Annotated in this window: 22 protein-coding genes and 1 riboswitch; of the genes, 11 read left to right on the forward strand and 11 right to left on the reverse strand. The window is 74.0% G+C overall.

The annotated features are described in order from the left end of the window. The first annotated feature begins 96 nt into the window (after positions 1-96). A riboswitch (cobalamin riboswitch) is annotated at positions 97-229 on the forward strand. 33 nt (positions 230-262) lie between these two features. The 5 genes from OG514_RS02715 (at position 263) to OG514_RS02735 (ending at position 6,869) form a co-directional block, all read left to right on the forward strand. Next, on the forward strand, positions 263-1,246 hold the full coding sequence (locus tag OG514_RS02715) for a cobalamin biosynthesis protein (protein WP_266890429.1): 984 nt from the start codon (positions 263-265) through the stop codon (positions 1,244-1,246). Further along, positions 1,243-2,751: a cobyric acid synthase gene (locus OG514_RS02720; protein ID WP_266890431.1), complete on the forward strand. Its 1,509-nt coding sequence runs from the start codon at positions 1,243-1,245 to the stop codon at positions 2,749-2,751. The genes OG514_RS02715 and OG514_RS02720 overlap by 4 nt, the downstream gene beginning before the upstream one ends. 112 nt (positions 2,752-2,863) lie before the next feature. Beyond that, complete coding sequence (locus OG514_RS02725) at positions 2,864-4,924, forward strand: putative cobaltochelatase (RefSeq protein WP_266890433.1); 2,061 nt, start codon at positions 2,864-2,866, stop codon at positions 4,922-4,924. Continuing rightward, a complete protein-coding gene (gene cobO / locus OG514_RS02730) occupies positions 4,924-5,532 on the forward strand; it encodes a cob(I)yrinic acid a,c-diamide adenosyltransferase (RefSeq protein ID WP_187624073.1) in 609 nt (202 codons plus the stop codon). Before OG514_RS02725 ends, cobO begins: the two co-directional genes overlap by 1 nt. After that, a complete protein-coding gene (locus OG514_RS02735) occupies positions 5,526-6,869 on the forward strand; it encodes a cobyrinate a,c-diamide synthase (RefSeq protein WP_266890436.1) in 1,344 nt (447 codons plus the stop codon). The genes cobO and OG514_RS02735 overlap by 7 nt, the downstream gene beginning before the upstream one ends. A gap of 2 nt (positions 6,870-6,871) precedes the next feature. On the opposite strand, the gene OG514_RS02740 is transcribed toward OG514_RS02735, so the two are convergent. Further along, positions 6,872-7,651, reverse strand: coding sequence for a ZIP family metal transporter (locus tag OG514_RS02740; protein ID WP_266890437.1), 780 nt, complete (start codon positions 7,649-7,651; stop codon positions 6,872-6,874). 21 nt (positions 7,652-7,672) lie between these two features. On the opposite strand from OG514_RS02740, the gene cobC reads away from it, so the two are divergent. After that, on the forward strand, positions 7,673-9,304 hold the full coding sequence (cobC, locus tag OG514_RS02745) for an Rv2231c family pyridoxal phosphate-dependent protein CobC (RefSeq protein WP_266890439.1): 1,632 nt from the start codon (positions 7,673-7,675) through the stop codon (positions 9,302-9,304). A 126-nt stretch (positions 9,305-9,430) separates the two neighbouring features. On the opposite strand, the gene OG514_RS02750 is transcribed toward cobC, so the two are convergent. Continuing rightward, positions 9,431-10,441: an SCO1860 family LAETG-anchored protein gene (locus tag OG514_RS02750; RefSeq protein WP_266890441.1), complete on the reverse strand. Its 1,011-nt coding sequence runs from the start codon at positions 10,439-10,441 to the stop codon at positions 9,431-9,433. A gap of 288 nt (positions 10,442-10,729) precedes the next feature. Next, on the reverse strand, positions 10,730-11,449 hold the full coding sequence (locus tag OG514_RS02755) for a siderophore-interacting protein (protein WP_266890443.1): 720 nt from the start codon (positions 11,447-11,449) through the stop codon (positions 10,730-10,732). A gap of 114 nt (positions 11,450-11,563) precedes the next feature. On the opposite strand from OG514_RS02755, the gene OG514_RS02760 reads away from it, so the two are divergent. Together OG514_RS02760 and OG514_RS02765 are read left to right on the forward strand one after the other, a co-directional pair. Beyond that, positions 11,564-13,684: a penicillin acylase family protein gene (locus OG514_RS02760; RefSeq protein ID WP_266890445.1), complete on the forward strand. Its 2,121-nt coding sequence runs from the start codon at positions 11,564-11,566 to the stop codon at positions 13,682-13,684. After that, positions 13,681-14,250: a GNAT family N-acetyltransferase gene (locus tag OG514_RS02765; RefSeq protein ID WP_266890447.1), complete on the forward strand. Its 570-nt coding sequence runs from the start codon at positions 13,681-13,683 to the stop codon at positions 14,248-14,250. The genes OG514_RS02760 and OG514_RS02765 overlap by 4 nt, the downstream gene beginning before the upstream one ends. 31 nt (positions 14,251-14,281) lie before the next feature. Here OG514_RS02765 and OG514_RS02770 read toward each other — a convergent pair whose 3' ends face one another. Beyond that, on the reverse strand, positions 14,282-15,367 hold the full coding sequence (locus OG514_RS02770; protein ID WP_266890449.1) for an amidohydrolase family protein: 1,086 nt from the start codon (positions 15,365-15,367) through the stop codon (positions 14,282-14,284). 78 nt (positions 15,368-15,445) lie between these two features. Continuing rightward, positions 15,446-16,987, reverse strand: a complete 1,542-nt coding sequence (locus OG514_RS02775; RefSeq protein ID WP_266890451.1) for an FG-GAP repeat protein — start codon at positions 16,985-16,987, stop codon at positions 15,446-15,448. Between the two features lie 226 nt (positions 16,988-17,213). On the opposite strand from OG514_RS02775, the gene OG514_RS02780 reads away from it, so the two are divergent. Then, on the forward strand, positions 17,214-18,314 hold the full coding sequence (locus OG514_RS02780; protein ID WP_266900728.1) for an alanine--glyoxylate aminotransferase family protein: 1,101 nt from the start codon (positions 17,214-17,216) through the stop codon (positions 18,312-18,314). A 137-nt stretch (positions 18,315-18,451) separates the two neighbouring features. Here the strand turns inward: OG514_RS02780 and OG514_RS02785 are convergent, their stop codons facing one another. Then, positions 18,452-19,519 carry an alkene reductase gene (locus tag OG514_RS02785; RefSeq protein ID WP_266890453.1) on the reverse strand — a complete coding sequence of 356 codons (1,068 nt, stop codon included), beginning with the start codon at positions 19,517-19,519 and terminating at the stop codon, positions 18,452-18,454. A 116-nt stretch (positions 19,520-19,635) separates the two neighbouring features. On the opposite strand from OG514_RS02785, the gene OG514_RS02790 reads away from it, so the two are divergent. Then, positions 19,636-20,145, forward strand: coding sequence for a MarR family winged helix-turn-helix transcriptional regulator (locus tag OG514_RS02790; protein ID WP_266890455.1), 510 nt, complete (start codon positions 19,636-19,638; stop codon positions 20,143-20,145). A 62-nt stretch (positions 20,146-20,207) separates the two neighbouring features. On the opposite strand, the gene OG514_RS02795 is transcribed toward OG514_RS02790, so the two are convergent. The 4 genes from OG514_RS02795 to OG514_RS02810 all read right to left on the reverse strand — a co-directional run bounded on the left by OG514_RS02795 (position 20,208) and on the right by OG514_RS02810 (position 23,699). After that, positions 20,208-21,266, reverse strand: coding sequence for an aminotransferase class V-fold PLP-dependent enzyme (locus OG514_RS02795; RefSeq protein WP_266890457.1), 1,059 nt, complete (start codon positions 21,264-21,266; stop codon positions 20,208-20,210). 126 nt (positions 21,267-21,392) lie between these two features. Then, a complete protein-coding gene (locus OG514_RS02800) occupies positions 21,393-22,100 on the reverse strand; it encodes a DsbA family oxidoreductase (RefSeq protein WP_266890459.1) in 708 nt (235 codons plus the stop codon). A gap of 63 nt (positions 22,101-22,163) precedes the next feature. Continuing rightward, positions 22,164-22,640, reverse strand: coding sequence for a GNAT family N-acetyltransferase (locus OG514_RS02805; protein ID WP_266890461.1), 477 nt, complete (start codon positions 22,638-22,640; stop codon positions 22,164-22,166). Positions 22,641-22,646: 6 nt separating this feature from the next. Continuing rightward, positions 22,647-23,699: a GlxA family transcriptional regulator gene (locus tag OG514_RS02810; protein ID WP_266890463.1), complete on the reverse strand. Its 1,053-nt coding sequence runs from the start codon at positions 23,697-23,699 to the stop codon at positions 22,647-22,649. Positions 23,700-23,771: 72 nt separating this feature from the next. Between OG514_RS02810 and OG514_RS02815 the strand changes: the two genes are divergently transcribed. Next, complete coding sequence (locus OG514_RS02815) at positions 23,772-25,151, forward strand: MFS transporter (RefSeq protein ID WP_266890465.1); 1,380 nt, start codon at positions 23,772-23,774, stop codon at positions 25,149-25,151. A 10-nt stretch (positions 25,152-25,161) separates the two neighbouring features. Here the strand turns inward: OG514_RS02815 and OG514_RS02820 are convergent, their stop codons facing one another. Beyond that, on the reverse strand, positions 25,162-26,076 hold the full coding sequence (locus OG514_RS02820) for an AraC family transcriptional regulator (RefSeq protein ID WP_266890467.1): 915 nt from the start codon (positions 26,074-26,076) through the stop codon (positions 25,162-25,164). Positions 26,077-26,153: the final 77 nt, after the last annotated feature.

A 26,153-nucleotide genomic window follows, 5' to 3' on the forward strand; every position in this document is an offset into this window, starting at 1 on the left:
GTGAGGACCGCCCGGCCGTCGTATGTTCGGCGCCGTGTTTGTGGTGCTTCGCACAGTGACCCGATGCAGGTCAAGGGTGAGTTGACGGGTGTTCTCGGGCCGTGGTGGACTGCCGAGGCCATTACGGCGGCAGTAGAGGAAGTCCGGTGCGAATCCGGCGCGGTCCCGCCACTGTGACCGGATCCGAAGGGTCCGGGAGTCAGGAACTCTCGCCGCCGGTCACGTCGATCCAGGGCGCGGACCCTGAGTGAGGACATGCGCCATGCCCGGCCGCAGCAGAACCAGCCGCCTTTCCCCGGACGGATTCGCGTACGGAGCGGCCGCGGGTCTCGCCGTCGATCTGCTCGTCGGCGACCCCCGCCGCGGACATCCCGTCGCCGCGTTCGGCCGGGCCGCCGCCGCCGTCGAGGAGCGCCTCCACCACGACCACCGCGGCTGGGGTGCCCTGCACACCGCCGTCTGCGCCGGCTCCACCGTCGTCCTCGGAGCGCTCGCCACCCGGGCCGTACGGAACCGCCCGGCCGCCTCCGTCGCCCTGACCGCCGCCGCCGTCTGGGCCGTCGTCGGCGGTACGACCCTGGGGCGGGAGGCCCGCGCGATCGCCGGTGCGCTCGCCGCCGGGGACCTGGACGTGGCCCGGGAGCGGCTCCCGCATCTGTGCGGGCGCGACCCGCAGTCCCTGGACGGCCCCGCGATGGCCCGGGCGGTCGTCGAATCGGTCGCCGAGAACACCTCCGACGCCGTGGTCGGCGCCCTCTTCTGGGGCGCGCTCGCGGGCGTACCCGGCCTCGTCGGCTTCCGGGCCGTCAACACCCTCGACGCGATGGTCGGCCACAAGTCCCCGCGCCACCGCCGCTTCGGCTGGGCCTCGGCCCGCCTCGACGACGTGGCCGGCTGGCCCGGCGCCCGGCTGACCGCCGTACTCGCGACCGTCGCCGGCGGGAACCCGCGGGGTGCGCTGAAGGCCTGGCGGGCGGACGCGGGCAAGCATCCCAGCCCCAACGCGGGCCCGGTCGAGGCCTCCTTCGCGGGCGCGCTCGGCGTACGGCTCGGCGGCACCCTGTCGTACGGCGGACGGATCGAACACCGCCCCGTGCTCAACGGGGACGGCCGGGCCGTCGACGTGGCCGACATCGACCGGGCCGTACGGCTCTCGCGACGGGTCACCGGACTCACTCTGGCCGCCTGCGTGGGCGGCCGCCTGATCATCGGCGCCCTGGGGGCCCGGAAGCGGAGGAACGCATGAGGGGTGGGGGACTGCTCGTCGCCGGGACCACGTCCGACGCCGGCAAGAGCGTCGTGACGGCCGGCATCTGCCGCTGGCTGGTCCGCAAGGGGCTGAAGGTGGCGCCGTTCAAGGGGCAGAACATGTCCCTCAACTCCTTCGTCACGAGGGAGGGGGCCGAGATCGGGCGCGCGCAGGCCATGCAGGCGCAGGCGGCGCGGGTGGAACCCACCGCGCTGATGAACCCCGTCCTGCTCAAGCCCGGTAGCGACCGCTCCAGCCAGGTCGTCCTGATGGGCAAGCCGGTCGGCGAGCTGAGCGCCCGGGGCTACCACGGGGGCCGGCAGAAGGAGCTCTTCGAGCCGGTGATGGCCTGCCTGGAGGAGCTGCGGAGCACGTACGACGCCGTGATCTGCGAGGGCGCGGGAAGTCCGGCCGAGATCAATCTGCGGCGCACCGACATCGTGAACATGGGGATCGCGCGGGCCGCGCGGCTGCCCGTCGTCGTGGTCGGCGACATCGACCGGGGCGGGGTCTTCGCCCAGTTCTTCGGGACGACGGCGCTCCTCGCGCCGGAGGACCAGGAGCTGATCGCGGGCTACCTCGTGAACAAGTTCCGCGGCGACGTCACGCTGCTCGAACCCGGGCTCGACATGCTGCACGGGCTGACCGGGCGGCGGACCCTCGGCGTCCTGCCGTACGCCCACGGGCTCGGCATCGACGAGGAGGACGGCCTGCGGGTCTCCCTGCGGGGTGCGGTCCGTGAGTCGGTCGTCGCGCCGCCGGTCGGTGAGGACGTGCTGCGGGTCGCCGTCTGCGCGGTGCCGCTGATGTCCAACTTCACGGACGTGGACGCGCTGGCCGCCGAGCCGGGTGTCGTCGTGCGGTTCGTGGACCGTGCCGAGGAGCTCGTCGACGCGGACCTGGTGGTCGTGCCGGGCACCCGGGGCACGGTGAAGGCGCTGGCCTGGCTGCGGGAGCGGGGTCTCGCCGACGCGCTGGCGCGGCGCGCCGCCGAGGGACGGCCGGTGCTCGGGATCTGTGGCGGCTTCCAGGTGCTCGGTGAGCACATCGAAGACGAGGTCGAGTCCCGGGCGGGGGCCGTCGACGGCCTCGGGCTGCTGCCCGTACGGGTCCGGTTCGCGCCCGAGAAGACCCTCGCCCGGCCGGTCGGCTCGGCGCTCGGGGAGCGGGTGGAGGGGTACGAGATCCACCACGGGGTCGCCGAGGTGCTGGGCGGGGAAGCCTTCCTGGACGGGTGTCGGGTGGGTGCCGTGTGGGGTACGCACTGGCACGGCTCCCTGGAGAGCGACGGGTTCCGGCGGGCGTTCCTGCGGGAGGTCGCGGCGGCGGCGGGGCGGCGGTTCGTACCGGCGCCGGACACGTCGTTCGGGGCGCTGCGGGAGGAACAGCTGGACAAGCTGGGGGATCTGATCGAGGAGCACGCGGACACGGACGCGCTGCTGCGGCTGATCGAGGAGGGGGCTCCTCCGGGGCTGCCGTTCGTGCCGCCGGGCGCCCCGTGAGCGCGGGGCGGCTTGTCGAGAATCCCGCGGGTGGCCCCCGTGGGGCCTTGCTCACCGTCGGCGGCCTCGGGTCGTCGTTCGAACATTCGCGATCTGAAGGAGTGACCAGCCGATGAGTACCCGGTATCCGTTCACCGCCGTCGTCGGTATGGACGACCTGCGGCTCGCGCTGCTACTCAATGCCGTCAGTCCGGCCGTGGGCGGTGTGCTCGTGCGAGGGGAGAAGGGAACCGCCAAGTCCACCGCCGTGCGCGCGCTCGCCGAGTTGTTGCCCGCCGTGGCCGTCGTCGCGGGATGCCGGTTCAGTTGTGATCCGGGCTCGCCCGACCCGGGCTGCCCCGACGGGCCCCACGAGGCCGTCGGCGCGGACACCCGGCCCGCGCGCATGGTCGAGCTGCCCGTCGGCGCCTCCGAGGACCGGCTGGTCGGCTCGCTCGACATCGAGAAGGCGCTCTCCGAGGGGGTCAAGGCCTTCGAGCCCGGACTGCTCGCCGCCGCCCATCGGGGCATTCTCTACGTCGACGAAGTCAATCTGCTCAGCGATCACCTCATCGATCATCTGCTCGACGCCGCCGCCATGGGGTCCTCCTACGTCGAGCGCGAAGGCGTCTCCGTACGGCACGCCGCCCGCTTCCTGCTCGTCGGCACCATGAACCCCGAGGAGGGTGAGCTCAGGCCCCAGCTCCTCGACCGGTTCGGGCTGACCGTCGAGGTCGCCGCGTCGCGCGACCCGCAGCAGCGCGTCGAGGTCGTCAGGAGGCGGCTCGCCTTCGAGGACGACCCCGCCGCCTTCGCCGACCGCTGGGCCGGGGACGAGGCCGCGCTGCGCGAACGGATCGTCACCGCAAGGGCGTTGCTGCCCGAGGTGACGCTCGGCGACGCCGTCCTGCTCCAGATCGCCGCCACCTGCGCCGCCTTCGAGGTCGACGGCATGCGTGCCGACATCGTCATGGCCCGCACCGCGACCGCGCTCGCCGCCTGGGACGGCCGCGCCGAGGTCACCTCCGAGGACGTACGGCAGGCCGCCCTGCTCGCCCTCCCGCACCGGCGGCGCCGCTCCCCCTTCGACGCTCCCGGCCTCGACGAGGACAAGCTCGACGAGACCCTGGAGGAGTTCAAGGGCCAGGACCAGGAGCCGGACGAGGACCCGGAGCCCGACGGGCCCGGCGACGGTGGTCCCGGGGACGGCGGTCCCGGTGGGGGTGTTCCGCCGCAGAGCGACGGGCCCGCCGCCGAGAACTCCCCCGCTCCCGAGGAGACTTCCCCGCCCGCGCCGGCTCCCGAACCCGCTCCCGCTCCCCAAGGGGCCGGTTCCGGTGAGCGGGCCGCCGTCGCCGCCTCCGAGCCCTTCCGTACGAAGGTGCTCAGCGTCCCCGGGCTCGGCGAGGGTGCGGCCGGGCGCCGCTCCCGGGCCCGTACCGAGCACGGCCGTACCACCGGATCCGTACGCCCCCGGGGCGCGCTGACCAAGCTGCACCTGGCCGCCACCGTGCAGGCCGCCGCCCCGCACCAGAAGACCCGTGGGCGGACCGGGCCCGGCCTGGTCGTCCGCCGGGACGATCTACGGCAGGCGACCCGGGAGGGACGCGAGGGGAACCTGGTGCTCTTCGCCGTGGACGCCTCCGGTTCCATGGCGGCCCGGCAGCGGATGAGCGCCGTCAAGGGCGCCGTGCTCTCTCTGCTGCTCGACGCCTACCAGCGGCGCGACAAGGTCGGCCTCATCACCTTCCGGGGCCGGGACGCCGAGGTCGCGCTGCCGCCGACCTCGTCCGTCGACGCTGCCGCCGCCCGCCTTGAGAAGCTCCCGACCGGCGGCCGTACGCCGCTGTCGGCCGGACTGCTCAAGGCCCACGACGTGCTGCGGGTCGAGCGGCTGCGGGATCCCTCGCGCCGCCCGCTGCTCGTCGTCGTGACCGACGGACGCGCGACCGGCGGCGGCGCCGACCCGGTGGCCCTCGCCGCCCGCGCGGCGCGGCTGCACGCCGCCGAGGGCACCGCCTCCGTCGTCGTGGACTGCGAGACCGGACCGGTGCGGCTCGGGCTCGCCCGGGAGCTCGCCCGTGAACTCGGCGGCACCGCCGTCACCCTGGACGAGCTGCGCGCCGACTCGATCGCCGGCCTCGTCAGGGACGTACAAGGAAACCGGAAGACCACTGCCAGGAGGGCCGCTTAATGCCGCAGGGACAGCCGACCGTCGTACCCGACGACGGGCTCACCACCCGTCAGCGACGCAACCGCGCACTCGTGATGGTGCACACGGGCGTCGGCAAGGGGAAGTCGACCGCCGCGTTCGGCATGGCGCTGCGCGCCTGGAACCAGGGCTGGCCGATCGGGGTGTTCCAGTTCGTGAAGTCGGCCAAGTGGAAGGTCGGCGAGGAGAACGCCCTCAAGGCGCTCGGCGAGACCGGCAAGGGCGGCACCGTCACCTGGAACAAGATGGGCGAGGGCTGGTCCTGGATCCAGCGCGAGGTCGCCGAGGGCGAGCAGTCCCACGAGGAGAAGGCCCGCGAGGGCTGGGAGCAGGTCAAGCGGGACCTCGCCGAGGAGAAGTACACGTTCTACGTCCTCGACGAGTTCGCGTACCTGCTGCACTGGGGCTGGATCGACACCGCCGAGGTCGTCGAGGTGCTGCGCGACCGTCCCGGGCACCAGCACGTCGTCATCACCGGCCGCAACGCGCCGCAGGAGCTCGTCGACTTCGCGGATCTCGTCACCGACATGTCCAAGGTCAAGCACCCGATGGACGCCGGTCAGAAGGGCCAGCGGGGCATCGAGTGGTAGCACGTCTCGTCATCGCCGCGCCCTCGTCGGGCGCGGGCAAGACCACGGTCGCGACCGGCCTGATGGCCGCGTTCTCCGGCCGTGGTCTGGCGGTCTCGCCGCACAAGGTCGGACCGGACTACATCGACCCGGGCTACCACGCGCTCGCGACGGGGCGGCCGGGCCGCAACCTCGACGCGTACATGTGCGGTACGGGGCTGATCGCGCCGCTCTTCGAACACGGGGCCCGCGGCTGCGACCTGGCGGTCGTCGAAGGTGTGATGGGCCTGTACGACGGGGCCGCCGACCAGGGCGAACTCGCCTCCACCGCACAGGTGTCGAAGCTCCTCAAGGCGCCGGTGGTGCTCGTCGTCGACGCGTCGTCGCAGTCGCGGTCGGTGGCGGCGCTGGTGCACGGTTTCGCGTCGTGGGACCCGGAGGTGCGGATCGGCGGCGTGATCCTCAACAAGGTCGCGACGGATCGGCACGAGCATCTGTTGCGGGAGGCGCTCGGGGAGTCCGGGGTTCCCGTGCTCGGCGTCCTGCGGCGGGCGCCGGCCGTGGCCACGCCCTCGCGGCACCTCGGGCTGGTGCCGGTGGCCGAGCGGCAGGCGGCGGCGGTGGAGGCGGTGGCCGCGCAGGCGGAGCAGGTGCGTGCCGGGTGCGATCTGGAGGCGCTGCTCGCGTTGGCGCGGAGTGCGCCCGAGCTGTCCGCGGAGGCCTGGTCGCCCGAGGTGGTGAGGCGGGTCCGGGACGATCGCCCCCCGCGTGTGGCGGTGGCCGGTGGGGCCGCGTTCACCTTCTCCTACGCCGAGCATGCCGAGCTGCTGACCGCCGCCGGCGCCGAGGTCGTCACCTTCGACCCGCTCCGGGACGAGGCCCTTCCCGAGGGGACGTCCGGGCTCGTCATAGGCGGCGGCTTCCCCGAGATGTACGGCGAGCAGCTGTCCGCCAACGAGCCGTTGCGGAAGGCCGTCGCCGCGCTCGCCGCCTCCGGGGCGCCCATCGCCGCCGAGTGCGCCGGGCTGCTGTATCTCGCGCGGTCGCTCGACGGCACCCCCATGTGCGGGGTGCTCGACGCGGACGCGCGGATGTCCGAGCGGCTCACCCTCGGGTACCGGGACGCCGTCGCCGTGAGCGACAGCGTGCTCGCGCCCGCAGGAGCGCGGATGCGGGGGCACGAGTTCCACCGGACCGTCATCGAGCCGGGCGCCGGGGCCGCGGCCGCGTGGGGGCTGCGGCAGCCCGACCGGCGCGTCGAGGGCTTCGTCCAGGGCGGGGTGCACGCGAGCTATGTGCACACCCACTGGGCGGGTTCCCCGGAGGCTGCCGCGCGTTTCGTGGAGCACTGCAGGTGAGGTCAGCCGCCGGAGACGCCCACCACGAACCAGATGAAGCCGACGCCCGCCACCGTGCACAGCAGGGTGGAGCGGGCGGGGTGTTCGTGGTGGGCCTCCGGCAGGATCTCGGTGGCGGCCAGGTAGAGCAGGGCGCCTCCGAAGAAGCCCAGATAGCTGCCGAGGAGTTCCTCCGGAAGGGTGAACAGCAGGGTGGACGCCGCGCCGACCAGCGGGGCGACCGCGTCCGCGACGAGCATCGCCAGGGCCTTGCTGCGGGCGTTCCCGTAGAGGCTCGTGATCGTGTACGTGTTGAAGCCGTCGGCGAAGTCATGGGTGATGACGGCGAGGGCGACGGTGGCGCCCATGCCGCCGCCGACCTGGAAGGCCGCGCCGAGCGCGATGCCGTCCATGAGGCTGTGACCGACCATCGCGGCGGCCGCCGTCATGCCGACCTGCGGAACCCGCCCGCCCGTCTCCCGGCCACCACCCCCCGTCGAAGCGCTTTGCGCTGCCCCCCAATCGGCCGCGACGCCGTGTGCGGCCCGGCGTACAGCGAGGAGTCGCTCCACGACATGGGCGAGGAGGAAGCCGCCGACGAACAGCAGCAGGGCCTCGGGGACACCGAACACCTCGTCGCCCGCCGCCTCCATGGCCTCGGGGAGCAGGTCGAGTCCGACGACGCCGAGCATGAGTCCGCCGGCGAGGCCGAGGACGAGGTGGCGTCGGTCGGTGACGCGCCCGGCGACCCAGCCGCCGAAGAGCGTCATGAGGAACGCGCCGAGCGCGACGACTACAGCCATGGGCCTTTGGTATCGGATGGGATGGCGTCCGCGCACCTCGGCGTCGGCGCGCGGTCGGGGGTCCCGGTGGACGAGGTGCTCGCCCTGATCGAGGCGGTTCTGCGGGAGGCGGGTCTGAGGCGCGCGGACGTCCGGTCGCTGGCCACGCTCGACGCGCGGGCGGCGGAGCCGGGGATCACGGGGGCGGCGGAGGTGCTCGGCGTCCCGGTGCGGGGGTTCACGGCGGAGGAGCTCGCGGGCGTGCCCGTACCGCATCCGTCGGCGCTGCCGTTGGCCGCGACGGGCACGGCGTCGGTGGCGGAGGCGGCGGCGCTGCTCGCCGCGGCGGCGGCGGACGAGGGGACGGCGGACGAGGGCGCGGCGGGCGAGGGGACGGCAGCAGCCGGAGGTACCGGGCCGACGGGAGGTGCGGGGGGCTTACTCCTCGTACCGAAGCGGAAAACCAGGCGCGTAACGTGCGCTCTCGCCGCTTCCGTCCCGTTTCGTCCGAACGAAGATGCCCCAGGCGTACGGTTGTTGCGCCGAACTCACGGGTACATCGCTGGCGAGCCTGGCTCACCCCCCACCATCCCCACCCCCCACACGACGGCGGCCATGGACATGCACCTGCATACCGACGCCCACGACCTGCGCCACCACGGTGACGCCGAGGTCCGGGACGAGAAACTCATCGACCTGGCGGTCAACGTCCGGACGAACACCCCACCGGACTGGCTTCGGAGGCGGATCGCCGACTCCCTGACCGGACTCGCCGCCTACCCCGACGGCCGGGCCGCGCGGGCGGCCGTCGCCGAGCGGCACGACCTGCCCTCGAACCGGGTGCTGCTCACGGCCGGCGCGGCGGAGGCCTTCGTGCTGATCGCGCGGGCGCTGCCGGTGCGGCGGCCCGTCGTCGTGCATCCGCAGTTCACCGAGCCGGAGGCGGCGCTGTCCGACGTCGGCCACGAGGTGGGCCGGGTGCTGCTGCGCGAGGAGGACGGTTTCCGGCTGGATCCGGCGGCCGTCCCCGAGGACGCGGACCTGGTGGTGATCGGGAACCCCACGAACCCGACCTCCGTGCTGCACCCCGCCGACTCGATCGCCGCGCTCGCGAGACCGGGGCGGACCCTGGTGGTGGACGAGGCCTTCATCGACGCGGTGCCGGGCGAGCGCGAGTCGCTGGCCGGGCGGACCGACGTGCCGGGGCTCGTGGTGCTGCGCAGCCTCACCAAGACCTGGGGGCTCGCCGGGCTGCGGATCGGGTACGTGCTGGCCGAGCCGGAGACGATCGTGGCGCTCGAGCGGAGCCAGCCGCTGTGGCCGGTGTCGACGCCTGCCCTGGTGGCGGCGGAGGCGTGCATGTCGCGGGCGGCGCTCGCGGAGGCCGAGCACGCGGCGCACCGGATCGGGGTGGAGCGGGCCCATCTGCTCGCCGGCCTCGCCGAGTTCGACGAGGTGCGGACGGTGGAGGGGTCGGAGGGGCCCTTCGTGCTGCTGCGGATCGACGGGGCGGACGCGATCCGGGAGCGGCTGCGGTCACTGGGCTTCGCGGCCCGCCGGGGCGACACCTTCCCGGGGCTCGACCGGAACTGGCTGCGGATCGCGGTCCGCGACCGGGTGACGACGAACCGCTTCCTCCAGGCCCTCGACCAGGCCCTGTTGATGGGCGGCTGAGCCCGGCGGACGCACAGGGGTCCGGGGAGGGCGACGTCGTCACCGTCGCCCTCCCCGGACCCGTGTTTCCCCCTTCGAGGCTCCCCCCGGAGCCTCCCGCGCCCCCGCGCGGCCCCCTCGGACCCGTCAGCCTCGGGAGCGGGCGCGCGAGCGGGTCAGCGCGAGGGCGCCGCCGCCGGCGACGAGGAGCGCGAGCGCCCCGCCGGCGATGTACGGGGTGGTGGAGCTGCCGCCGGTCTCGGCGAGGTTCTGGGTGGGCGTGGTGCCGCCGTTGTTGGTCTTGATACCGCCGGCGTCGCTGGGCTTGACCGAGGGCTGCTGCGTGGGCTGCTCGGAGGGCCGCTCACTGGGCTCCTGGGTGGGCTGCTCGGTCGGCTTCTCGGTGGGCCGCTCCGTGGGCTTCTCCGTCGGGGCCGTGCCCTCGGGGGTCTCGCAGGTGGCCTCGGCGAGCGTCACGGTGCCGTTGACCTCGGCGACGCCGAGCTTCAGCGGGTCGACCTCCACCTTGAGTTCGAGGGCGGTCGCCGCCGCCGTACGAGAGGTGGTGGACGTACGGGAGAGGTCGAGGGTCACTTTGCCGATGCCCGGGACGCTGACCTGGGTGCGACCGCCGGTGGAGAGGGTCGTCCTCTTGCCGAAGACGGTGACGTGACCGAGGACGTTGGACTCGGCGACCGGCTTCCTGCCCACCTCGCACAGCGCCTTGGAGGTCACCTTCTCGACCTCGACGAGGGAGAGCAGCGGGATTCCGGGGACGTGGACCTGGGCCTTGACGAGGTTCACGTACCCCTCGGCCTTCTCCTCGTCGACGGTGGCCGTCGAGGTGGCGACTTCGGCGGCGAGGATGTCGATCGGCTTGCCCTCCTCGGCCCCCTGCACCTTGACGGAGAGCGCGGTCTCGCTCTCGGTCTGCGGCGCCCTGACCTCGTTGAGGGAGGCCCGCACCGGCACGTCGACCGTCTTGCCGAGGAGCGAGACGTCGAGGCCGGTGCGCAGGACGACGGCGGTGGCGCGCCCTTCGCCGCCCGTGGCGTGCGCCGCGGGGGCCGCGAGGAGGACCGGGCCGACGGTCAGGGCGGCGACGGTCGCGGCGGCCGCGGTGCGGCGCACGGGCATGCGGAAGGTGTTGCTGTTCAAGATGGTGGAACCCCCACAAGAGACACGGCGTCGCCGGCCGCTCACCACGGGGACGGTGGGTCGGCGCGGCCTCGGCGACTTGAGACACCGAAATCTTTACGCACGGAGAGTGAACCGGCAGTCGCCTGACGTGAGTTCACTCCAAAGGGGGGTTTCCGTGTTCATTTTCGATTTTTCTGGACACAACCGTTCCCGGGTGTCCCGCGTCTTTCGCACGCGCGGGTACACAAGGGAATGGTGTGAACGATCTGCTCCGCGGCGAAGTAACGGATCGTCAACCCGGCACGTTCAGCTCGCGCGCCAGTACCCGAGAGCGTGGACACGCTCCTTGGGGAGGGCGAGCTCCTTGCGCGCGTACGTGGCGAGGGTGCGGGTGGTCGTGGTGTCGCAGGCGATCCAGACGTACGGGTCCGAGTCGGCGAGTCCGGGCAGCTCGGCCTTCACACGGGCGACGAGGTCGGCTCCGTCGTTCCGACGCGGCACCCGGCGCAACTCGTGGTGCTCGGGGTCGAGCCGGACGGGCAGTTCCTCGTCGGAGGCGTGCTGGGTCTCGAACCAGACGGTGGCCGGGACGCCCGGGAGCGCGTCGAGCAGGGAGTTGACGGCGGGCAGAGAGGCCGGGTCGCCGACCACGAGAAGCCGCCCGGGGCGCGGCTCCGGCGCCTCGAAGCCGGTGCCCTGGAGGGTGGCGTCCACGGTGTCGCCGGGGGCGCAGACGCGGGCCCAGCGGCTGGCGACGCCGTCGTGGAGGGCGAACTCCAGGCTGAAGGTGCCGGCCTCCCGGTCGGGGTCGACCAGGGTGTACGCGCGCTGGTGCGGCTTGCCCGCGTTCTCGAACCAGATGCGCACCCACATCGTCGGGTGGACTCCGGCGGCGGCGAGCAGTCCGCCGTCCGTGAAGTGCACCCTGCGGTAGTCCTCGGTGACCTGCTCGGCCCCCGTCACGGTGAACGTGAAGCCCTTGCCCCGCATCAGCTTGAGAACGGCACCCTGCCAGCCGTGACCCACCGCAATCCCCTCCCCTGAACTCCTGTAGATTAATTTAGGTCAGCCTAACCTAAGAAATTCGCGGAAGACATGGCCGAAGACCATGTCGGGTACAGGGACGGGATCGGGGTCTGCGTGAGCATCGAGGTCTACCGGGACGCCTGGGGCGTCCCCCATCTGCGCGCCGCGGACCCGGACGAACTCGCCTTCGCCCAGGGCCGGGTCACCGCCCGCGACCGGGCCTGGCAGCTGGAGGTCGAGCGGCACCGGGCCCAGGGCACCACGGCCGCCTTCCTCGGCGCCGCCGAGCTCGGCTGGGACACCTTCGCCCGGCGGTCCCGGCTCGCCGACACCGCCCGCCTCTGCTTCGAGCGGCTCGAACGCGACGACGCGACGACCGCCGCCTGGGTACGCGCGTACGTGGACGGGGTCAACGACGGCCTGGAGGAAGGGGCCGGACGCGCACCCGAGTTCGAGCGGACCGGCCTCACGCCCGGCCGGTGGGAGCCGTGGACCCCGCTCGCCGTCTGGCTGACCACCCACATCCTGTTCGCCGGCTTCCCCACCAAGCTGTGGCGCGAGGAGGTCGCCCGGCGGCTCGGCGAGGAGTGGACGGAGCTCTTCGCGACCGACGGGCCGGGGACCTCCGGCTCCAACGGCTGGCTGATCGCGGGCGATCGGACCGCGAGCGGGGCCGCCCTGGTGGCCGGCGACCCGCACCGGTTCATCGAGGCGCCGGGCGTCTACCAGCAGATCCGGCTCGCCTGCCCCTCGTACGACGTGGTGGGCATCGCCGTGCCCGGCATCCCCGGGCTCGCCCACTTCGGCCACACCGGGCCGGTCGCCTGGGCGATCACCAACGCGATGGCCGACTACCAGGACCTCTACCGGGAGCGGCTGCGGCGGCTCCCGGACGGCGGGGTGGAGGCGTACGGCCCCGAGGGCCGGCGCCCGGCGACCACGCACACGGAGACGATCGAGGTCGCGGGCGGTGAGCCGGTCGTCGTCGAGGTGATCGAGACGGACCGGGGGCCGGTGATCATCGGGGTGGACGACGAGCCGGGGAGCGAACCGGGGAGCGAACCGGGGAGCGAGTCCTGCGGATGGGAGGCGGTCAGCCTTCGGTACCCGCCGCGCGTCACCGGAGAGCTCGGATTCGGCGTCCTGCCCGCGCTGCTGCGCGCCCGGACCGTCGCCGATGTGGACACGGCCCTCGACGGCTGGATCGAGCCGGTGAACGTCGTGCTGGCCGCCGACACCCAGGGCGGTCTGCTGCACCGGGTCGCCGGACACGTCCCCGTACGGAACCGGGCCAACTCGCTGCGCATCGTGCCCGCCTGGGACCCGGCCCACGCGTGGGAGGCCGCTCCGGCGCCGCTGCCCCGCGCCGAGGTCGACGGCCACGCCGTGATGGCCAACGCCCGGGGCCTGGCCGGGCCGCTGGGGATCGAGTTCGCCCCGCCGCACCGGGCGGAGCGGATCGGCACGCTCCTCGACGCCTCGGCGGACTGGACTCCGGAGACCGTCGCCGCCGTCCACCGCGACACCGACAACCCCTCGGCGGCCCGCCTCCTCGCGGCGGTGGCACGCGCGGGCGACGCCGGGGTCGGCACCGTCCTCTCCCCCGCCGCCTCCGCCGTCCGGGACCGGCTGCTCGCCTGGGACCGGCGGATGGACGCGGACAGCACCGATGCCGGCCTGTACGCCGCCGTGCGCGGGGCCGTGGTGCGGCGTCTCGCCGCCCACGAGGCCTTCGCGGCGCTGCGCGAAGGCGCCCCGTACCCCGAGGTGTTCCGGCCCTGGCTGGCCCTCGGACCGCGCGTCGCCTACGCCCTGGAGACCCTGCTCGTGGCCGGGCCCGTGCCCGCCGGGGACGTCGACCGGATCGTGCGCAAGGCGCTCGACGAGGTCGGAGCCGGCGAGCCGCCGGCCGCCTGGGGCGTGACGCACCGGCTCGCGCCCTGGCAGGCGCTGCCCGACGCCGACGACGCGCAGTGGCCCGGGCTCGGCGGGGACCACGACTGCGTGCTCTCCACCTCCAGCGTGCCCGGGTGGACCGACCGCAGCGCCCGCGCCTCCGCCGCCCGTTACGTCTGGGACCTCGCCGACCGCGAGCGCAGCGGCTGGATCGTGCCGTTCGGCGCGTCGGGCGTCCCCGGCGACCCGCACCACCGCGACCAGCTTCCGCTGTGGCTGAGGGGCGAACTCGCCCCCGTCACCACCGACTGGCAGTACCTCACCAAGGAGCAGGGATGACCACCGCAACCGCCGCCCACGTCCAGAGAATCGAGGGCTTCGGCACCGTCACCGTCCGGCCCGTCGAGCCCGAGCGCGACGCGCCGGTCCTGCACGCCTGGGTCAACGAGGAGCGGTCCCGCTTCTGGGGCATGGTCGGCACGACCGTCGAGCAGGTCCGGGACGTCTACGCGCACCTCGACTCGCTCACCACGCACCACGGCTTCCTGGTGAGCCTGGACGACGAGCCGGTCGCCCTCCTGCAGACGTACGACCCCGAGGCCGACCGCGTCAGCGAGTGCTACGAGGTGGAGCCCGGGGACATCGGCGCCCACTTCCTGATCGCGCCGAACGCGGCCCCGCAGCCCGGCTTCACCGGCACGCTCCTGTCCGTGCTCATCGCCTTCACGCTGCGGGACCACACCCGTGTGGTCGTGGAGCCGGACGCCTCCAACGAGAAGGCGATCGCCCGTATGGTGCGGGCCGGTTTCGAGCTGGGCCCGGAGGTCGTGCTGCCCGAGGTGGACCTGCCGGAGGTCTTCATCCCGGAGAAGAAGGCCCGGCTCGCCTTCCTGAACCGCGGCTAGGAACGACCCAGGACTGTCCGCCGGACATCCCCTAGCCGACCACGCGCCCGTTGACGACGACCCGGCGCGGCGCCGCGAGGACGCGGACGTCTGCGCGCGGGTCCTCGCCGTAGACGACGAGGTCGGCCGGGGCGCCCTCCTCCAGGGAAGGACGGCCCAGCCAGGCCCTGGCTCCCCAGGCGGTGGCGGCGAGCGCGTCGATCGGCGGGATGCCGGCCTTCGTCAGCTCCTCCACCTCCTCGGCCACCAGGCCGTGGGCGAGGGAGCCGCCCGCGTCGGTGCCGACGAAGACCGGGACGCCCGCGTCGAAGGCGGCGCGCACCGTGTCGTACCGGCGCTCGTGCAGCCGGCGCATATGGGCCGACCAGCGGGGGAACTTCTCCTCGCCGCCGTCGGCGAGGTGCGGGAAGGTCGCGATGTTGACCAGAGTCGGGACGATCGCGACGCCCCGCTCGGCGAAGAGCGGGATGGTGTCCTCGGTGAGACCGGTCGCGTGCTCGATGCAGTCGATCCCGGCCTCGACGAGGTCGCGGAGCGAGTCCTCCGCGAAGCAGTGCGCGGTGACGCGGGCGCCGAGCCGGTGCGCCTCGGCGATGGCGGCCTCGACCTCGGCGCGCGGCCAGCAGGCGGTGAGGTCGCCGGCCTCGCGGTCGATCCAGTCGCCGACGAGCTTGACCCAGCCGTCGCCGCGCCGGGCCTCGCGGCCGACGTACGCCACGAGGTCGGCGGGCTCGATCTCGTGGGCGTAGTTGCGGATGTAGCGGCGGGTGCGGGCGATGTGCCGGCCCGCGCGGATGATCTTCGGCAGGTCCTCGCGCTCGTCGATCCAGCGGGTGTCGGAGGGCGAGCCCGCGTCCCGGATCAGCAGGGTGCCCGCGTCCCGGTCGGTGAGGGCCTGCTTCTCGCTGGTGGCCTCGTCGACGGGGCCGTGCCGGTCGAGGCCGACGTGGCAGTGGGCGTCGACGAGTCCGGGCAGCACCCAGCCCTCGACGGTGACCGTCTCGGCGGCGGGCCGGTCGAAGGTGACCCGTCCGTCGACGCACCACAGTTCGTCCCGTACGTCCTCGGGGCCGACGAGCACCCGTCCCTTCACGTGCAGCACCGCGTGATCACTCATGCCTGCACTGTACGAGGGCGGGTGCCCGGCCGGGACCCCCGATCGGGGGGTCACGGGTCGACCGCGCCCCTGCGACCGTCACTCGTCGATCGCGGACCCGAAGCGCGCGTCGACGTGCGGGCCGCCGAGGCTGCCCACGCTGTAGGTCCACGAGCCGGTGGCGGTCGGCCCGCCCGTACCGGCGGAGAAGACCCACACGTGCCCGTCCGCGGTGTTCTCCCCGGGGGCGGCGGCCAGCAGTCCGAAGCGGCCGTCGGCGTTCGGGTCGACCAGCCGGACCTGGCCGCCGAACCCGTCCCCCTTCTCCACCCCGCCGGGCACGGACGGCGAGTCCTGGGTCCAGGACCGGGCGCGGGTGCCGGTGAGGCCCCGGGCGCTGCCGCGCAGGACGGTGACCATGCCCGCGTCGGCGACGGTGCCGACGTCCTCGCCGGGCGCGCCGATCGCGAGGTCGGCGTAGCCGTCGCGGTCGGTGTCGCCGAGGGAGAGGTCGGCGCCCCAGCCGTCGCCGCGCTCGGATGCGCCCGGTACTCCCGGGGAGTTCTGGGTCCACCACTGCGGCGGGGTGCCGACGCCGGTGGCGCCCGCGAGGCCGCGCGGGCCGCCCCGGTAGACGCCGACGAGGCCGCCGGTCATGCTCTCGCCGCCGTCGTCGGGGCTGTGCGGTTCGCCGGTGACGAGGTCGTCGTAGCCGTCGCCGTCGAGGTCGCCGGAGGCGGTGACCGGGCCGCCGCGCAGGTCGCGCTGGTGGACGAGGTGGTCGCTCCGTCCGGCGAGGTACCAGGACCAGCCGTGGCCGGGTTCGGCGCCGGTGGTGACGCCGCCGATCACCAGGTCCGCGAAGCCGTTCTTGTCGTAGTCGCCGGTGGTGACGGACTTGGCGATGAGGTCCCGGAGCGGTGGCGCGGCGGCGCGCCCACCGCTCCGCGCGAGGGCGGCACGGCTCAGCGGCGCGGCGCTGTGTGTGCGGGGGCCGGTGCCGGTGCGCCCCTCGCCCGGCCGGAGGACGGCGCCGAACAGGTGCCGTTCGGCGGACCGGCGGTCGAGGGCGATGAGCTGGTCCCCGGACGTCTCGGCGGTGAACCGCGCGGCGCCGAGCGCGGAGCCGAAGCGGTTCCCGGCCACCGGGCCGAGGAGGCTCTCGACCCAGCGGCTGTCGGTGCCGACGAGTCCGCGCGGGGAGCCCCACAGGACGATCACGCCGCCGGCGTCGGCGCGGGTGCCGATGTCCTCGCCGGGGGCCCCGACCACGGCGTCGTCGTAGCCGTCGCCGTCGAGGTCGCCGGTGGCGACGGCGGCGCCGAAGGAGTCGCCGGCCTCGGCACCGCCGGGTACACCCCTGGTGTTCTGGCTGATGACCGTGGCGGCGCGGGTGTCGATGCCGTGCCGGGAGCCGTACTGGACGGTGACGAGGCCGGCCCCGCGCCTGCCGCCGACGGTGGCGCCGGGCGCGCCGACGAGGACGTCGTCGAAGCCGTCGCCGTCGAAGTCACAGTTGCGGTCGTCGGCGCGGGTGCTGCCGGGCACCCCGGCCCAGGCGGCGGGTGCGGTCGCGATCCCCGCACCGGTGAGAAGGAGGAGGGTCGCCGCGGCGAGGGCGGCGGAACGGTGCTTGCGCATGGAGCGTCTCCTGGAGTCGGAGGGTTCCGGGCGGCTGCGGGGGTGCGCCGGACGGGGCCCGTGCCCGGTCCGTCGTCCTGTTGGACACCTGATGTCCCTTGACGGTTGCACCGGAACGAAGATCCCTTTTGTACGGGTGGGCCAAGGGCGGGAAAGGGGTGCCTCGGTACCCTGATCGGGAGTTCCGCCCGCACCGCACCGAGTCGAAGAAGGCACCGCCGTGACCGTGACACATCCGCTCCTGGACCTGGCCCCGCTGACCGCCGCGCATTTCGCGTCGATCGAGCGGCGGGTGGCCGCGCTGCTCTCCACGGAGCAGGACGTGGTGATCACCCAGGGCGAGGCGCTGCTCCCCCTGGAGGGGTGCATCCGCAGTGGGGCGCGGGCCGGTTCGACCGCGCTGAACGTGGTCACGGGGCCGTACGGGCAGACCTTCGGCAACTGGCTGCGGGACTGCGGCGCGACCGTCATCGACCTGGAGGTGCCCTTCCACACGGCGGTGACGGCCGCTCAGGTGGAGCAGGCGCTCGGCGCGCACCCGGAGATCGACTTCGTGTCCCTGGTGCATGCGGAGGCGGCGACCGGCAACACCAACCCGGTGGCGGAGATCGGTGAGGTCGTCCGGGCGCACGGCGCGTTGTTCTACCTGGACGCGGTGGCCTCGATCGGCGCCGAGCCGGTGCTGCCGGACGCCTGGGGCGTGGACATGTGCATCATCGGCGCGCAGAAGGCGATGGGCGGGCCGGCGGGCGTGTCGGCGGTGTCGGTGAGTGCGCGCGCGTGGGAGCGGTTCGCGGCCAACCCGGCCGCGCCGCGCCGCTCGTACCTCTCCCTCCTGGACTGGAAGGAGCGCTGGATCGACGGCGGCCGGAAGACGCTGCTGCACGCTCCGGCGCAGCTGGAGATGCTGGCCCTTGAGGCCTGTGTGGAGCGGATCGAGGCGGAGGGCCTGGACCTGCTGATGGCGCGGCACGCCTCCGCGGCGGCCGCCACGCGCGCGGGTGCGCTGGCGCTGGGCGGCGGCCTGGAGCCGTATGTGCACGAGGCGAAGGACGCGGCCCCGGTCGCGACGACGCTGCGCGCGCCGGCCGGGGTGGACGCCTCGGAGCTGGTGGCGAAGGCGCTGGCCGCCGATCCGTCGCTGCCGCTGATCGCGGGTGGCGGGGCGCTGGCCAAGGAGATGATCCGGGTGAACCACTACGGGGTGGACGCGACCCCGGGCGCCGTGCAGTCCTCGCTGGCCGCCCTGGGCGCGGCGCTCGGCGAGACGGGACGCACGGTGGACCTGGAGGGCGCGCGCCGGGCGGTCACGGAGGCGTGGGCCTGATCCCGGTCGGCGGTACGGGGGAAGGGGCGGGGTTCGCACTCCGCCCCTTCCGCCCGTGCGGCCGCGCAGGGAGGGGGCGGGGGTCCGGTGCCGGGCCCCCGCCCCTACTCATGTGCGCGGGTTTCGCCTGTGCCGGCTCACAGCGCCGGGTAGTCGGTGTAGCCGCGGTGGTCGCCGCCGAAGAAGGTCGCGGTGTCCGGGGTGTTGTACGGGCCGCCGGCCCGCAGTCGGGCGGGCAGGTCGGGGTTGGCGAGGAAGAGCGCCCCGTAGGCGACGAGGTCGGCGGTGCCGTCCTCGATCAGCGCCAGGGCGTCGGCGCCGGTCGGTCCTTCGGTGGACGGGTTGAGGACGAAGGTGCCGGAGAAGGCCTTGCGCAGGGCGAGGGTCAGCTCGCGGACCTCGGGCGTGGGCTCCGTGACGTGCAGGTAGGCGATGCCGACGGGGTCGATCGCGGCGACGAGGGCGGGGTAGAGCTCCTCGGTGTCGGTCTCGGCGATGTCGTTGTAGGTGTTGGCCGGGGAGATCCGCAGTGCGGTGCGCTCGGGGCCGATCTCGGCGGCGACGGCCTTGACGACCTCGACGGTGAGGCGGACGCGGTTCTCGACGGGGCCGCCCCACTCGTCGGTGCGGTGGTTGGAGCCGGTGGCGAGGAACTGCTGGAGGAGGTAGCCGTTGGCGCCGTGGATCTCGACGCCGTCGAAGCCGGCGTCGACGGCGTTGCGGGCGGCAGCGGCGAAGCCGGCGATCGTCTCCCGTATCTCGTCGGAGGTGAGCTCGCGCGGGGCGACGAAGTCGATGAGGCCGGTGCCGGCGAAGAGCTGTCCCTTCGGGGCGACGGCTGAGGGGCCGACGGGGTGGAGGCCGTCGCCGAGGACGACGGGGTGGCTGATCCGGCCGGCGTGCATCAGCTGGACGAAGATCTTTCCGCCGCGCTCGTGGACGGCGTCGGTGACCTCGCGCCAGGCGGCGATCTGTTCGGCGCTGTGCAGGCCGGGGGTGTTGGGGTAGCCCTGGCCGACGGCGGTCGGCTGGGTGCCCTCGGTGATGATGAGGCCGGCCGAGGCGCGCTGGGCGTAGTACTCGGCGACGAGCGCGGTGGGGGTGCGACTCTCGCCCTCGGCCCGGCTGCGGGTCATGGGCGCCATGGCGATGCGGTTGGCGAGCCGGGTCCCGGCGAGGTCGATGGGGTCGAAGGCGGTGGTCATGGCTGTCCCCTTCACAGATTTATGTGGTCGGCCAACTATCTGGTCCGGATGCCACTGTAACTCATTGATTGGCCGACCAAGGTAATCTGTGGGGAGAGTCTTCCCGAGGAGCCCCGATGCCAGGACCCGACCCCGCCTGTACCGAGCCGACCCCCTCCGCCGCCCGCGGCGGACCCGTCAGCATCGCCCTGGCCCGGGTGGCCCGGATGCACCGGATCGCCGCCGGACGCCGGCTGCGGGAGCTGGAGCTCTACCCCGGCCAGGAGATGATGATGATGCGGCTCTGGGACTGCGGACCGGTCCGCCAGTCCGAGCTGATCCAGTCCCTGGGCCTGGACGCCTCGACCGTGACCAAGATGCTCCAGCGCCTGGAGCAGGGCGGCCACGTCCGCCGCGGCCCCGACCCGGCCGACCGGCGCGCGGTCCTCGTCGAGGCGACGGAGGAGGGGCGGGCGCTGCGCGCCGGCGTCGAGGGCGTCTGGTCGGACCTGGAGCAGGCCTCCCTGAACGGGCTCGGCCCGGAGGAGCGGGCGGAACTGGCCCGGCTCCTCGGCCTCGTGGCGGAGAACCTGCGCGAGGAGGCGGGCGAGGCGGGCGAGTGCCCGCCACCGCCGGCGAACTGCTGAGGACAGGGCGGCCGCCGGGGGGCCTCCCCGCCTGCACCATCCCCCCTGCGGCGGTACGGGCCTCAGCCCGCGAGGACGTCCAGGACCCGGTCCACGTCCGCCGCCGTGTTGTACAGGTGGAAGGACGCGCGCAGGTTGCCCGCGCGGGCGGAGAGCAGGACGCCGGCCTCGCGCAGCGCCTCCGCGCGGTCCCCGAGGCCGGGGATCGCGACGACCGTCGAGTCGTCCATGACCGGCTCGTGGCCGAGGGAGACGAGACCCGAACGGAAGCGGGCCGCGAGCCCCTTGTCGTGGGCCTCGATCCGCTCGATGCCGATCTCCTCCAGGAGCGCGAGCGAGCGGGCCGCCCCGTGGTACGAGAAGAAGGCCGCGGGCTCGTCGAACCGGCGTGCCGTACGGGCCAGTTCGCGGACCGGGCCGTAGCTGTTCACCCACAGCTCCTCGCCGGTGACCCAGTTGGCGTGGATCGCGAGGAGCGAGTCCTGCGCCTCCTCGGTGACGGTGAGGAAGGACGCCCCGCGCGGGCAGAGCAGGTACTTGTATCCGCCGGTGACGGTGTAGTCCCAGTCCCCCGCGCTCAGCGGCAGCCAGCCCGCCGACTGTGTGGCGTCGAGGAGCGTCCGGGCGCCGTGCGCGGCCGCCGCGGCACGGATCGCCGTGAAGTCGGCCGTCCGGCCGTCCGCCGACTGCACGGCGGAGAAGGCGACGAGCGCGGTCTCCGGGCGGACGGACTCGGCGAGCCGCTCCAGGGGCACGAACCGGGTCTTGAGGTCGCCGCGGATGGTGAAGGGGGTGATGACGGAGGAGAACTCGCCCTCGGGGAAGAGGATCTCGGATCCGGCGGGCATCGACTGGGCGATCATTCCGCAGTGCACGGCGACGGAGCTGCCGACGGCGACGCGCTCGTGCGAGACGCCGGCGAGGCGGGCGAAGGCGGCGCGGGCCTCGTCGACGATGCCGAAGCTTCCGGCACCGTCGGACCGGCCGTCGGCGGTCTCCTCGGCGAGGAGCGTGACCGCCTCGATGGTCCGGCGGGGCAGCAGCCCACAGGCGGAGGTGTTGAGGTAGGTCTTCTTGGGCGCGAACTCGGCGCCGCCGAGCGGGTTTTCCAGGGGTTCCATGACCTCAGCCTGGATTCCCCACGATCACCCGTCAATCGCCTTTGATCGTGGGGAAAACCCAAGCCTGTCTTATCGCCGCAGGTGGGCGGGGGTGCGGGTGATGGGCCGACGTCCGGAGACGGGCCCTCAGGCCCCCGGTACCTCGCAGCTGCCGTCGGTGTCGCAGGCCGCCGCGTCCCCGCCGATCGGCTGGAGGACCCGGCCCTGCCAGGCCTGCTCCAGGGCCTGGGTGAAGACCTCGGCGGGCTGGCCGCCGGAGATGCCGTAGCGGCGGTCGAGGACGAAGAAGGGCACGCCGTTCGCACCGAGTTCGGCGGCCTCGCGCTCGTCCTCGCGTACGGCCTCGGCGTAGGCGGAGTCGTCGGCGAGGACGGCCCGCACCTCGGCCTCGTCGAGGCCGGCCTCGACACCGAGCGTCACCAGGGTCTCCGCGTCGAAGACCGAGCGCTCCTCGGCGAAGTTGGCGCGGTAGGCCAGGTCCAGGAGCTCGTTCTGACGCCCGCGGTCCTTGGCGAGGTGGAGCAGCCGGTGGATGTCGAAGGTGTTGCCGTGGTCGCGGCCCTCGGTGCGGTAGCCGAGGCCCTCGGAGTGCGCGTTGGAGGCGACGTGGGCCTCCATGGCACGCGCCTCGTCGAGGGTGCGGCCGTACTTCTTGGCGAGCATCTCCAGGACGGGGCCGGTGTCGCTCTTGGCGCGGTTCGGGTCGAGCTCGAAGGAGCGGTGCACGACCTCGATGTCGTCGCGGTGGGCGAAGGCCGCGAGCCCCTTCTCGAAGCGTGCCTTGCCGATGTAGCACCAGGGGCAGGCGATGTCGCTCCAGATCTCGACGCGCATGTGACTTCTCTCCGAGGGTTGCCGATGGGGTGTTCGTCCTGGGAACGCCCCCACCGGTCCGGATCATTCCGTTTCCGGCCCCAGTGTGAGCCGGAGCACGAGGTGATCGCCGTCGCGCGGGGTCTCCGGGTCGGGGGTCCAGCCGTGGGCGGCGTAGAAGGCCTGGGCGCGCTCGTTCTTGTCGAAGACCTCCAGGCGGGCCGTGGTCACCCCGGCGGCGCGCCAGTTCTCCACGCAGGCCGCGTGGAGCCCGGCTCCGATGCCCGCGCGCCAGCGGGCGGGCAGGACGTGGAGCTGGGTGAGGTGCATGAGGCCGTCCCGCTCGCCGTACGCGGCGATGCCCGCGAGCTCCCCGTCGCGTACGGCGCAGAGGACCGCCCCGCGGTCGATGGCGCCCGCCCAGCCCTTACGGGCGCGGGCGACCTCCTCGGGGCCGAGGAAGTCGGCGTCGGGGAGGTGGCCACGGTAGTAGGTGGCGCGGGCCTCGGTGTGGAGGGCGACGACGGCGTCGAGATCGGCGGCGGTGGCGAGTCTGATCATGACTCTTCAGGACGTGCGGGAGGGTGGGACGGTTCCGGACCCGGCAGGTGCCGTCGCATGGCCGGCGGAGGACATGTGACCGGAGGAGGACGCGTGGCCGAAGGAGGAGCGGTACGCGCTCGGGGTGAGGCCCGTGCGGCGCAGCAGGTGCTGCCGCAGGGAGTCCGCCGTGCCGAGGCCGCTGGCGCGGGCCACCCCGTCCATGGCGAGCGAGGTGGTCTCCAGGAGCTCCTTGGCCCGCTCCACGCGCTGGTGCAGCAGCCACTGGAGCGGGCTGACGCCGGTCTCGGCGTGGAAGCGGCGGGAGAGGGTGCGGACGGAGACCCCGGCGTGCCGGGCGAGGTCGCCGAGGCCGAGCGGTTCGTCGAGGTGTTCCATGGCCCACGCGCGTGTGTCGGCGAACGAGGCCCCTCGCTCGGGCGGCAGCGGGGTCTGCGTGAACTGGGCCTGGCCCCCGGGGCGTACCGGCGCGACGAGGGCGAGCCGGGCGACGGTGTTGGCGACGGCGGCGCCGTGGTCGGTGCGGATGACGTGCAGGCAGAGGTCGATGCCCGCCGCGTATCCGGAGGAGGTGAGCACGGGCCCGTCCTGGACGAACAGGACGTCGTCCTGGAGGTCGACGGCGGGGTGGCGGGCGGCGAGCAGCGAGCGGTACGCCCAGTACGTCGTGGCGGCCCGGCCGTCGAGCAGCCCGGCCTCGGCGAGCGCGAAGGCGCCGGTGCAGATGGAGGCGATGCGCTTGCCCGCGGCGGCCGCGGCGCGCAGCGCGTCGAGGATCCGCGGGTCGGGGTCGGCGGAGGAGCCGCCGCCCGCGAGGACCACGGTGTCGGCCTCCTCCACCGCGTCGAGGCCGCGCGGGACGAGCAGGTCCAGGCCTCCGGCGGTGGTGACGGGCCCGGGGTCGGGGGCGCAGATGACCGTCTCGTACCCGGGTGCGCCGTCGATCTCGACCTTGCCGAACAGCATCTCGGGGATGGCCAGGTTGAACATCGAGACGGGCGGGGCGGCGATCACGGCGACGCGTCGGACGCGGGACGGGGGTGCGGACTCGGCTGTCATCTGGCCAGAACCTCCGGGCATATGGCATTCGGGCCACTACTGTACGGCTCCGCCGATCATGAAGCTGGAGGCATGTCCTCAACCGACCTCGTACAAGCCGATGTTGCCGTCCCCTCCCCCGCGAGCGCCCCGAAGCGCCCCGCCTCGCCGGGCCTCGCGCTGGCCGCCGCGATGCTCGGGTTCGCCCTCATCACCCTCGACACCTCCGTCGTGAACGTCGCCCTGCCCGCGATCGGCGCCGACCTGCGGGCGGGGATGTCGGGACTCCAGTGGGTGGTCGACTCGTACACCCTGGCCTTCGCCGCGCTGCTGCTCTCCAGCGGGGCGCTGGCCGACCGGATCGGGGCGAGCCGGGCGTACGGCACCGGGGTCGTCGTCTTCGTCCTGGCCTCCGCCGCCTGCGGCCTGGCCCCCGGCCTTCCGGCGCTGCTCGCGGCCCGCACGGTGCAGGGCGCGGCGGCCGCCGTGATGCTGCCGGCCTCGCTCGCGCTCGTACGGGAGGCGTACGGCGATCCCGGGCGGCGGGCGCGTGCGGTGTCGCTCTGGGCGGCGGGCGGCACGGTCGCGGTGGCGCTCGGTCCGGTCGCGGGCGGGGCGCTGACCACGGCGTGGAGCTGGCGGGGAATCTTCTTCGTGAACCTGCCGCTGGGGCTGCTCGCGCTCGCCCTGCTGACCCGGGTGGCGCGTTCGGCCCGCCGGCCCGCCCCGCTCGACCTGCCGGGGCAGCTGACGGCGATGACGGCGCTCGGGGCGCTCACCTTCGCCGCCATCGAGGGCGGTACGGAGGCCTGGTGGGCGCTGGGTGTGGCGGCTGTCGCCTTCGCCGCGTTCCTGGTGATCGAGACACGGCGGCGGCACCCGGTGGTGCCGCTGGGGCTGTTCCGGAACACGACGGTCGCGGTCGCGGTGGCGGCGGGCTCGGCGAACAGCGTGGCCTTCTACGGGATGCTCTTCGTCTTCAGCCTCTTCTTCCAGCAGGTGCTCGGCCTCTCGCCGCTGGCCGCCGGGCTGATGTTCCTGCCGATGACGGGACTGCTCGCCGCGGTGAACATCCTGTCGGCGAAGGTGGCGGCGCGGTACGGGGCGAGGCTGCCGATCGTCGTCGGCCAGGTGGTCGCGGTGGCGGGCCTGCTCGGGCTGCTCACCGTGGACGCGGACTCCTCCCGGGTGGCGCAGGCGCTGCTGCTTGTACCGCTGGCGCTCGGGGCGGGCTTCTCGCTGCCGCCGCTGATCGCCTCGATGATGGAGGCGGTCCCGGCGGAGCGGGCGGGCACGGCCGCGGGCCTTCTGAACGCGGTCCGGCAGACGGCGGGCGCCCTCGCGATCGCGGTCTTCGGCTCGATGGCGGCCGAGTCCATGGAATCGGCCCTCCGCACCAGCCTCCTGATCAGTGCGGGCTTCCTGACCCTGACGACGCTGGCGTCGCTCCGGCTGCCGGGCCGCAGGGCCTGAGCTCCGGGTCTCAGGCGCCCTTGCGGTACTGGCCCGGCGCCACGCCGTACTCCCGCTTGAAGGCCTTGGCGAAGGCGAACTCCGAGGAGTAGCCGGAGCGTTGGGCGACCGCGCGGAGCGGAAGGTCGTCGGAGCGGAGCAGCCGACCCGCCGCGGTCATGCGCCACCAGGTGAGGTACGAGAGGGGTGCGCGGCCCACCAGGGCGGTGAACCTGCGGGCGAAGGCGGCGCGGGAGAGGCCGCTCAGGGCGCCGAGTTCCTCGACCGTCCACGCGCGCGCGGGGTCGCCGTGCAGGGCGCGGAGGGCGCCGGCGACCGCCGGGTCGCCGAGGGCGGCCGACCAGCCGGTGGAGCGGTCGGCGCGTTCGGTGAGCCACCAGGTGCGCAGCAGGTAGAGCAGCAGGGTGTCGAGCAGGGCGGGCACGATCGCGTCGGATCCCGGCTGGGGTTCGGCGAGTTCGGCGCCGAGCAGGTCGACGGCGGCGCGCAGCCGGGGGTGGGCGCCGACCCGGGCGGGCAGGTGCACGTACGGGGGCAGATCGGTGAGGAGCGGGTGCGCCCGGGCGCGGCTGAGCTGGTAGGCGCCGCAGAGGAGCAGGGTCTCCTCGGCGCCGATCGGGCCCCGGTCGGGCGGGGTGGGCCAGGAGCCGTCGGAGGCCGGCAGGGCGTCGACGAGGGGCGTGTCGGGCCGGTCGGCGAGGCCGTGGCCGGTGCCGTGGGCGAGGAGGACGACGTCGCCGGGGCCGAGCCTGACGGGGGCGGCGCCGTCCGGGGGCAGCAGCCACGCGGTGCCCTGGAGGACGACATGGAATCCGGCACCCTCGCTGGGAGGGAAGCGGAGGCCCCAGGGGGCGAAGCGGACCGTGCGGGAGGAGTGGGGCCGCCCGGTGCGCATGGCGGCGATGGCATCGCTCAGTACGTCCATCCCGGCACCGTACTCCTCGCCGACACGGATGAGACGATCGGACATCGACAGGAGCCGTCGGGACATGGATCGTCTCG

The organism is Streptomyces sp. NBC_00572 (assembly GCF_026341815.1).
Lineage (GTDB): Bacteria > Actinomycetota > Actinomycetes > Streptomycetales > Streptomycetaceae > Streptomyces.

Bases quoted from the DNA above. Each gene is read 5' to 3' on its own strand.
- OG514_RS02715 (WP_266890429.1), top strand. From the start codon at position 263: ATGCCCGGCCGCAGCAGAACCAGCCGCCTTTCCCCGGACGGATTCGCG.
- OG514_RS02720 (WP_266890431.1), top strand. From the start codon at position 1,243: ATGAGGGGTGGGGGACTGCTCGTCGCCGGGACCACGTCCGACGCCGGC.
- OG514_RS02725 (WP_266890433.1), top strand. From the start codon at position 2,864: ATGAGTACCCGGTATCCGTTCACCGCCGTCGTCGGTATGGACGACCTG.
- cobO (WP_187624073.1), top strand. From the start codon at position 4,924: ATGCCGCAGGGACAGCCGACCGTCGTACCCGACGACGGGCTCACCACC.
- OG514_RS02740 (WP_266890437.1), bottom strand. From the start codon at position 7,651: ATGGCTGTAGTCGTCGCGCTCGGCGCGTTCCTCATGACGCTCTTCGGC.
- cobC (WP_266890439.1), top strand. From the start codon at position 7,673: ATGGCGTCCGCGCACCTCGGCGTCGGCGCGCGGTCGGGGGTCCCGGTG.
- OG514_RS02765 (WP_266890447.1), top strand. From the start codon at position 13,681: ATGACCACCGCAACCGCCGCCCACGTCCAGAGAATCGAGGGCTTCGGC.
- OG514_RS02770 (WP_266890449.1), bottom strand. From the start codon at position 15,367: ATGAGTGATCACGCGGTGCTGCACGTGAAGGGACGGGTGCTCGTCGGC.
- OG514_RS02775 (WP_266890451.1), bottom strand. From the start codon at position 16,987: ATGCGCAAGCACCGTTCCGCCGCCCTCGCCGCGGCGACCCTCCTCCTT.
- OG514_RS02785 (WP_266890453.1), bottom strand. From the start codon at position 19,519: ATGACCACCGCCTTCGACCCCATCGACCTCGCCGGGACCCGGCTCGCC.
- OG514_RS02790 (WP_266890455.1), top strand. From the start codon at position 19,636: ATGCCAGGACCCGACCCCGCCTGTACCGAGCCGACCCCCTCCGCCGCC.
- OG514_RS02795 (WP_266890457.1), bottom strand. From the start codon at position 21,266: ATGGAACCCCTGGAAAACCCGCTCGGCGGCGCCGAGTTCGCGCCCAAG.
- OG514_RS02800 (WP_266890459.1), bottom strand. From the start codon at position 22,100: ATGCGCGTCGAGATCTGGAGCGACATCGCCTGCCCCTGGTGCTACATC.
- OG514_RS02805 (WP_266890461.1), bottom strand. From the start codon at position 22,640: ATGATCAGACTCGCCACCGCCGCCGATCTCGACGCCGTCGTCGCCCTC.
- OG514_RS02810 (WP_266890463.1), bottom strand. From the start codon at position 23,699: ATGACAGCCGAGTCCGCACCCCCGTCCCGCGTCCGACGCGTCGCCGTG.
- OG514_RS02815 (WP_266890465.1), top strand. From the start codon at position 23,772: ATGTCCTCAACCGACCTCGTACAAGCCGATGTTGCCGTCCCCTCCCCC.
- OG514_RS02820 (WP_266890467.1), bottom strand. From the start codon at position 26,076: ATGGACGTACTGAGCGATGCCATCGCCGCCATGCGCACCGGGCGGCCC.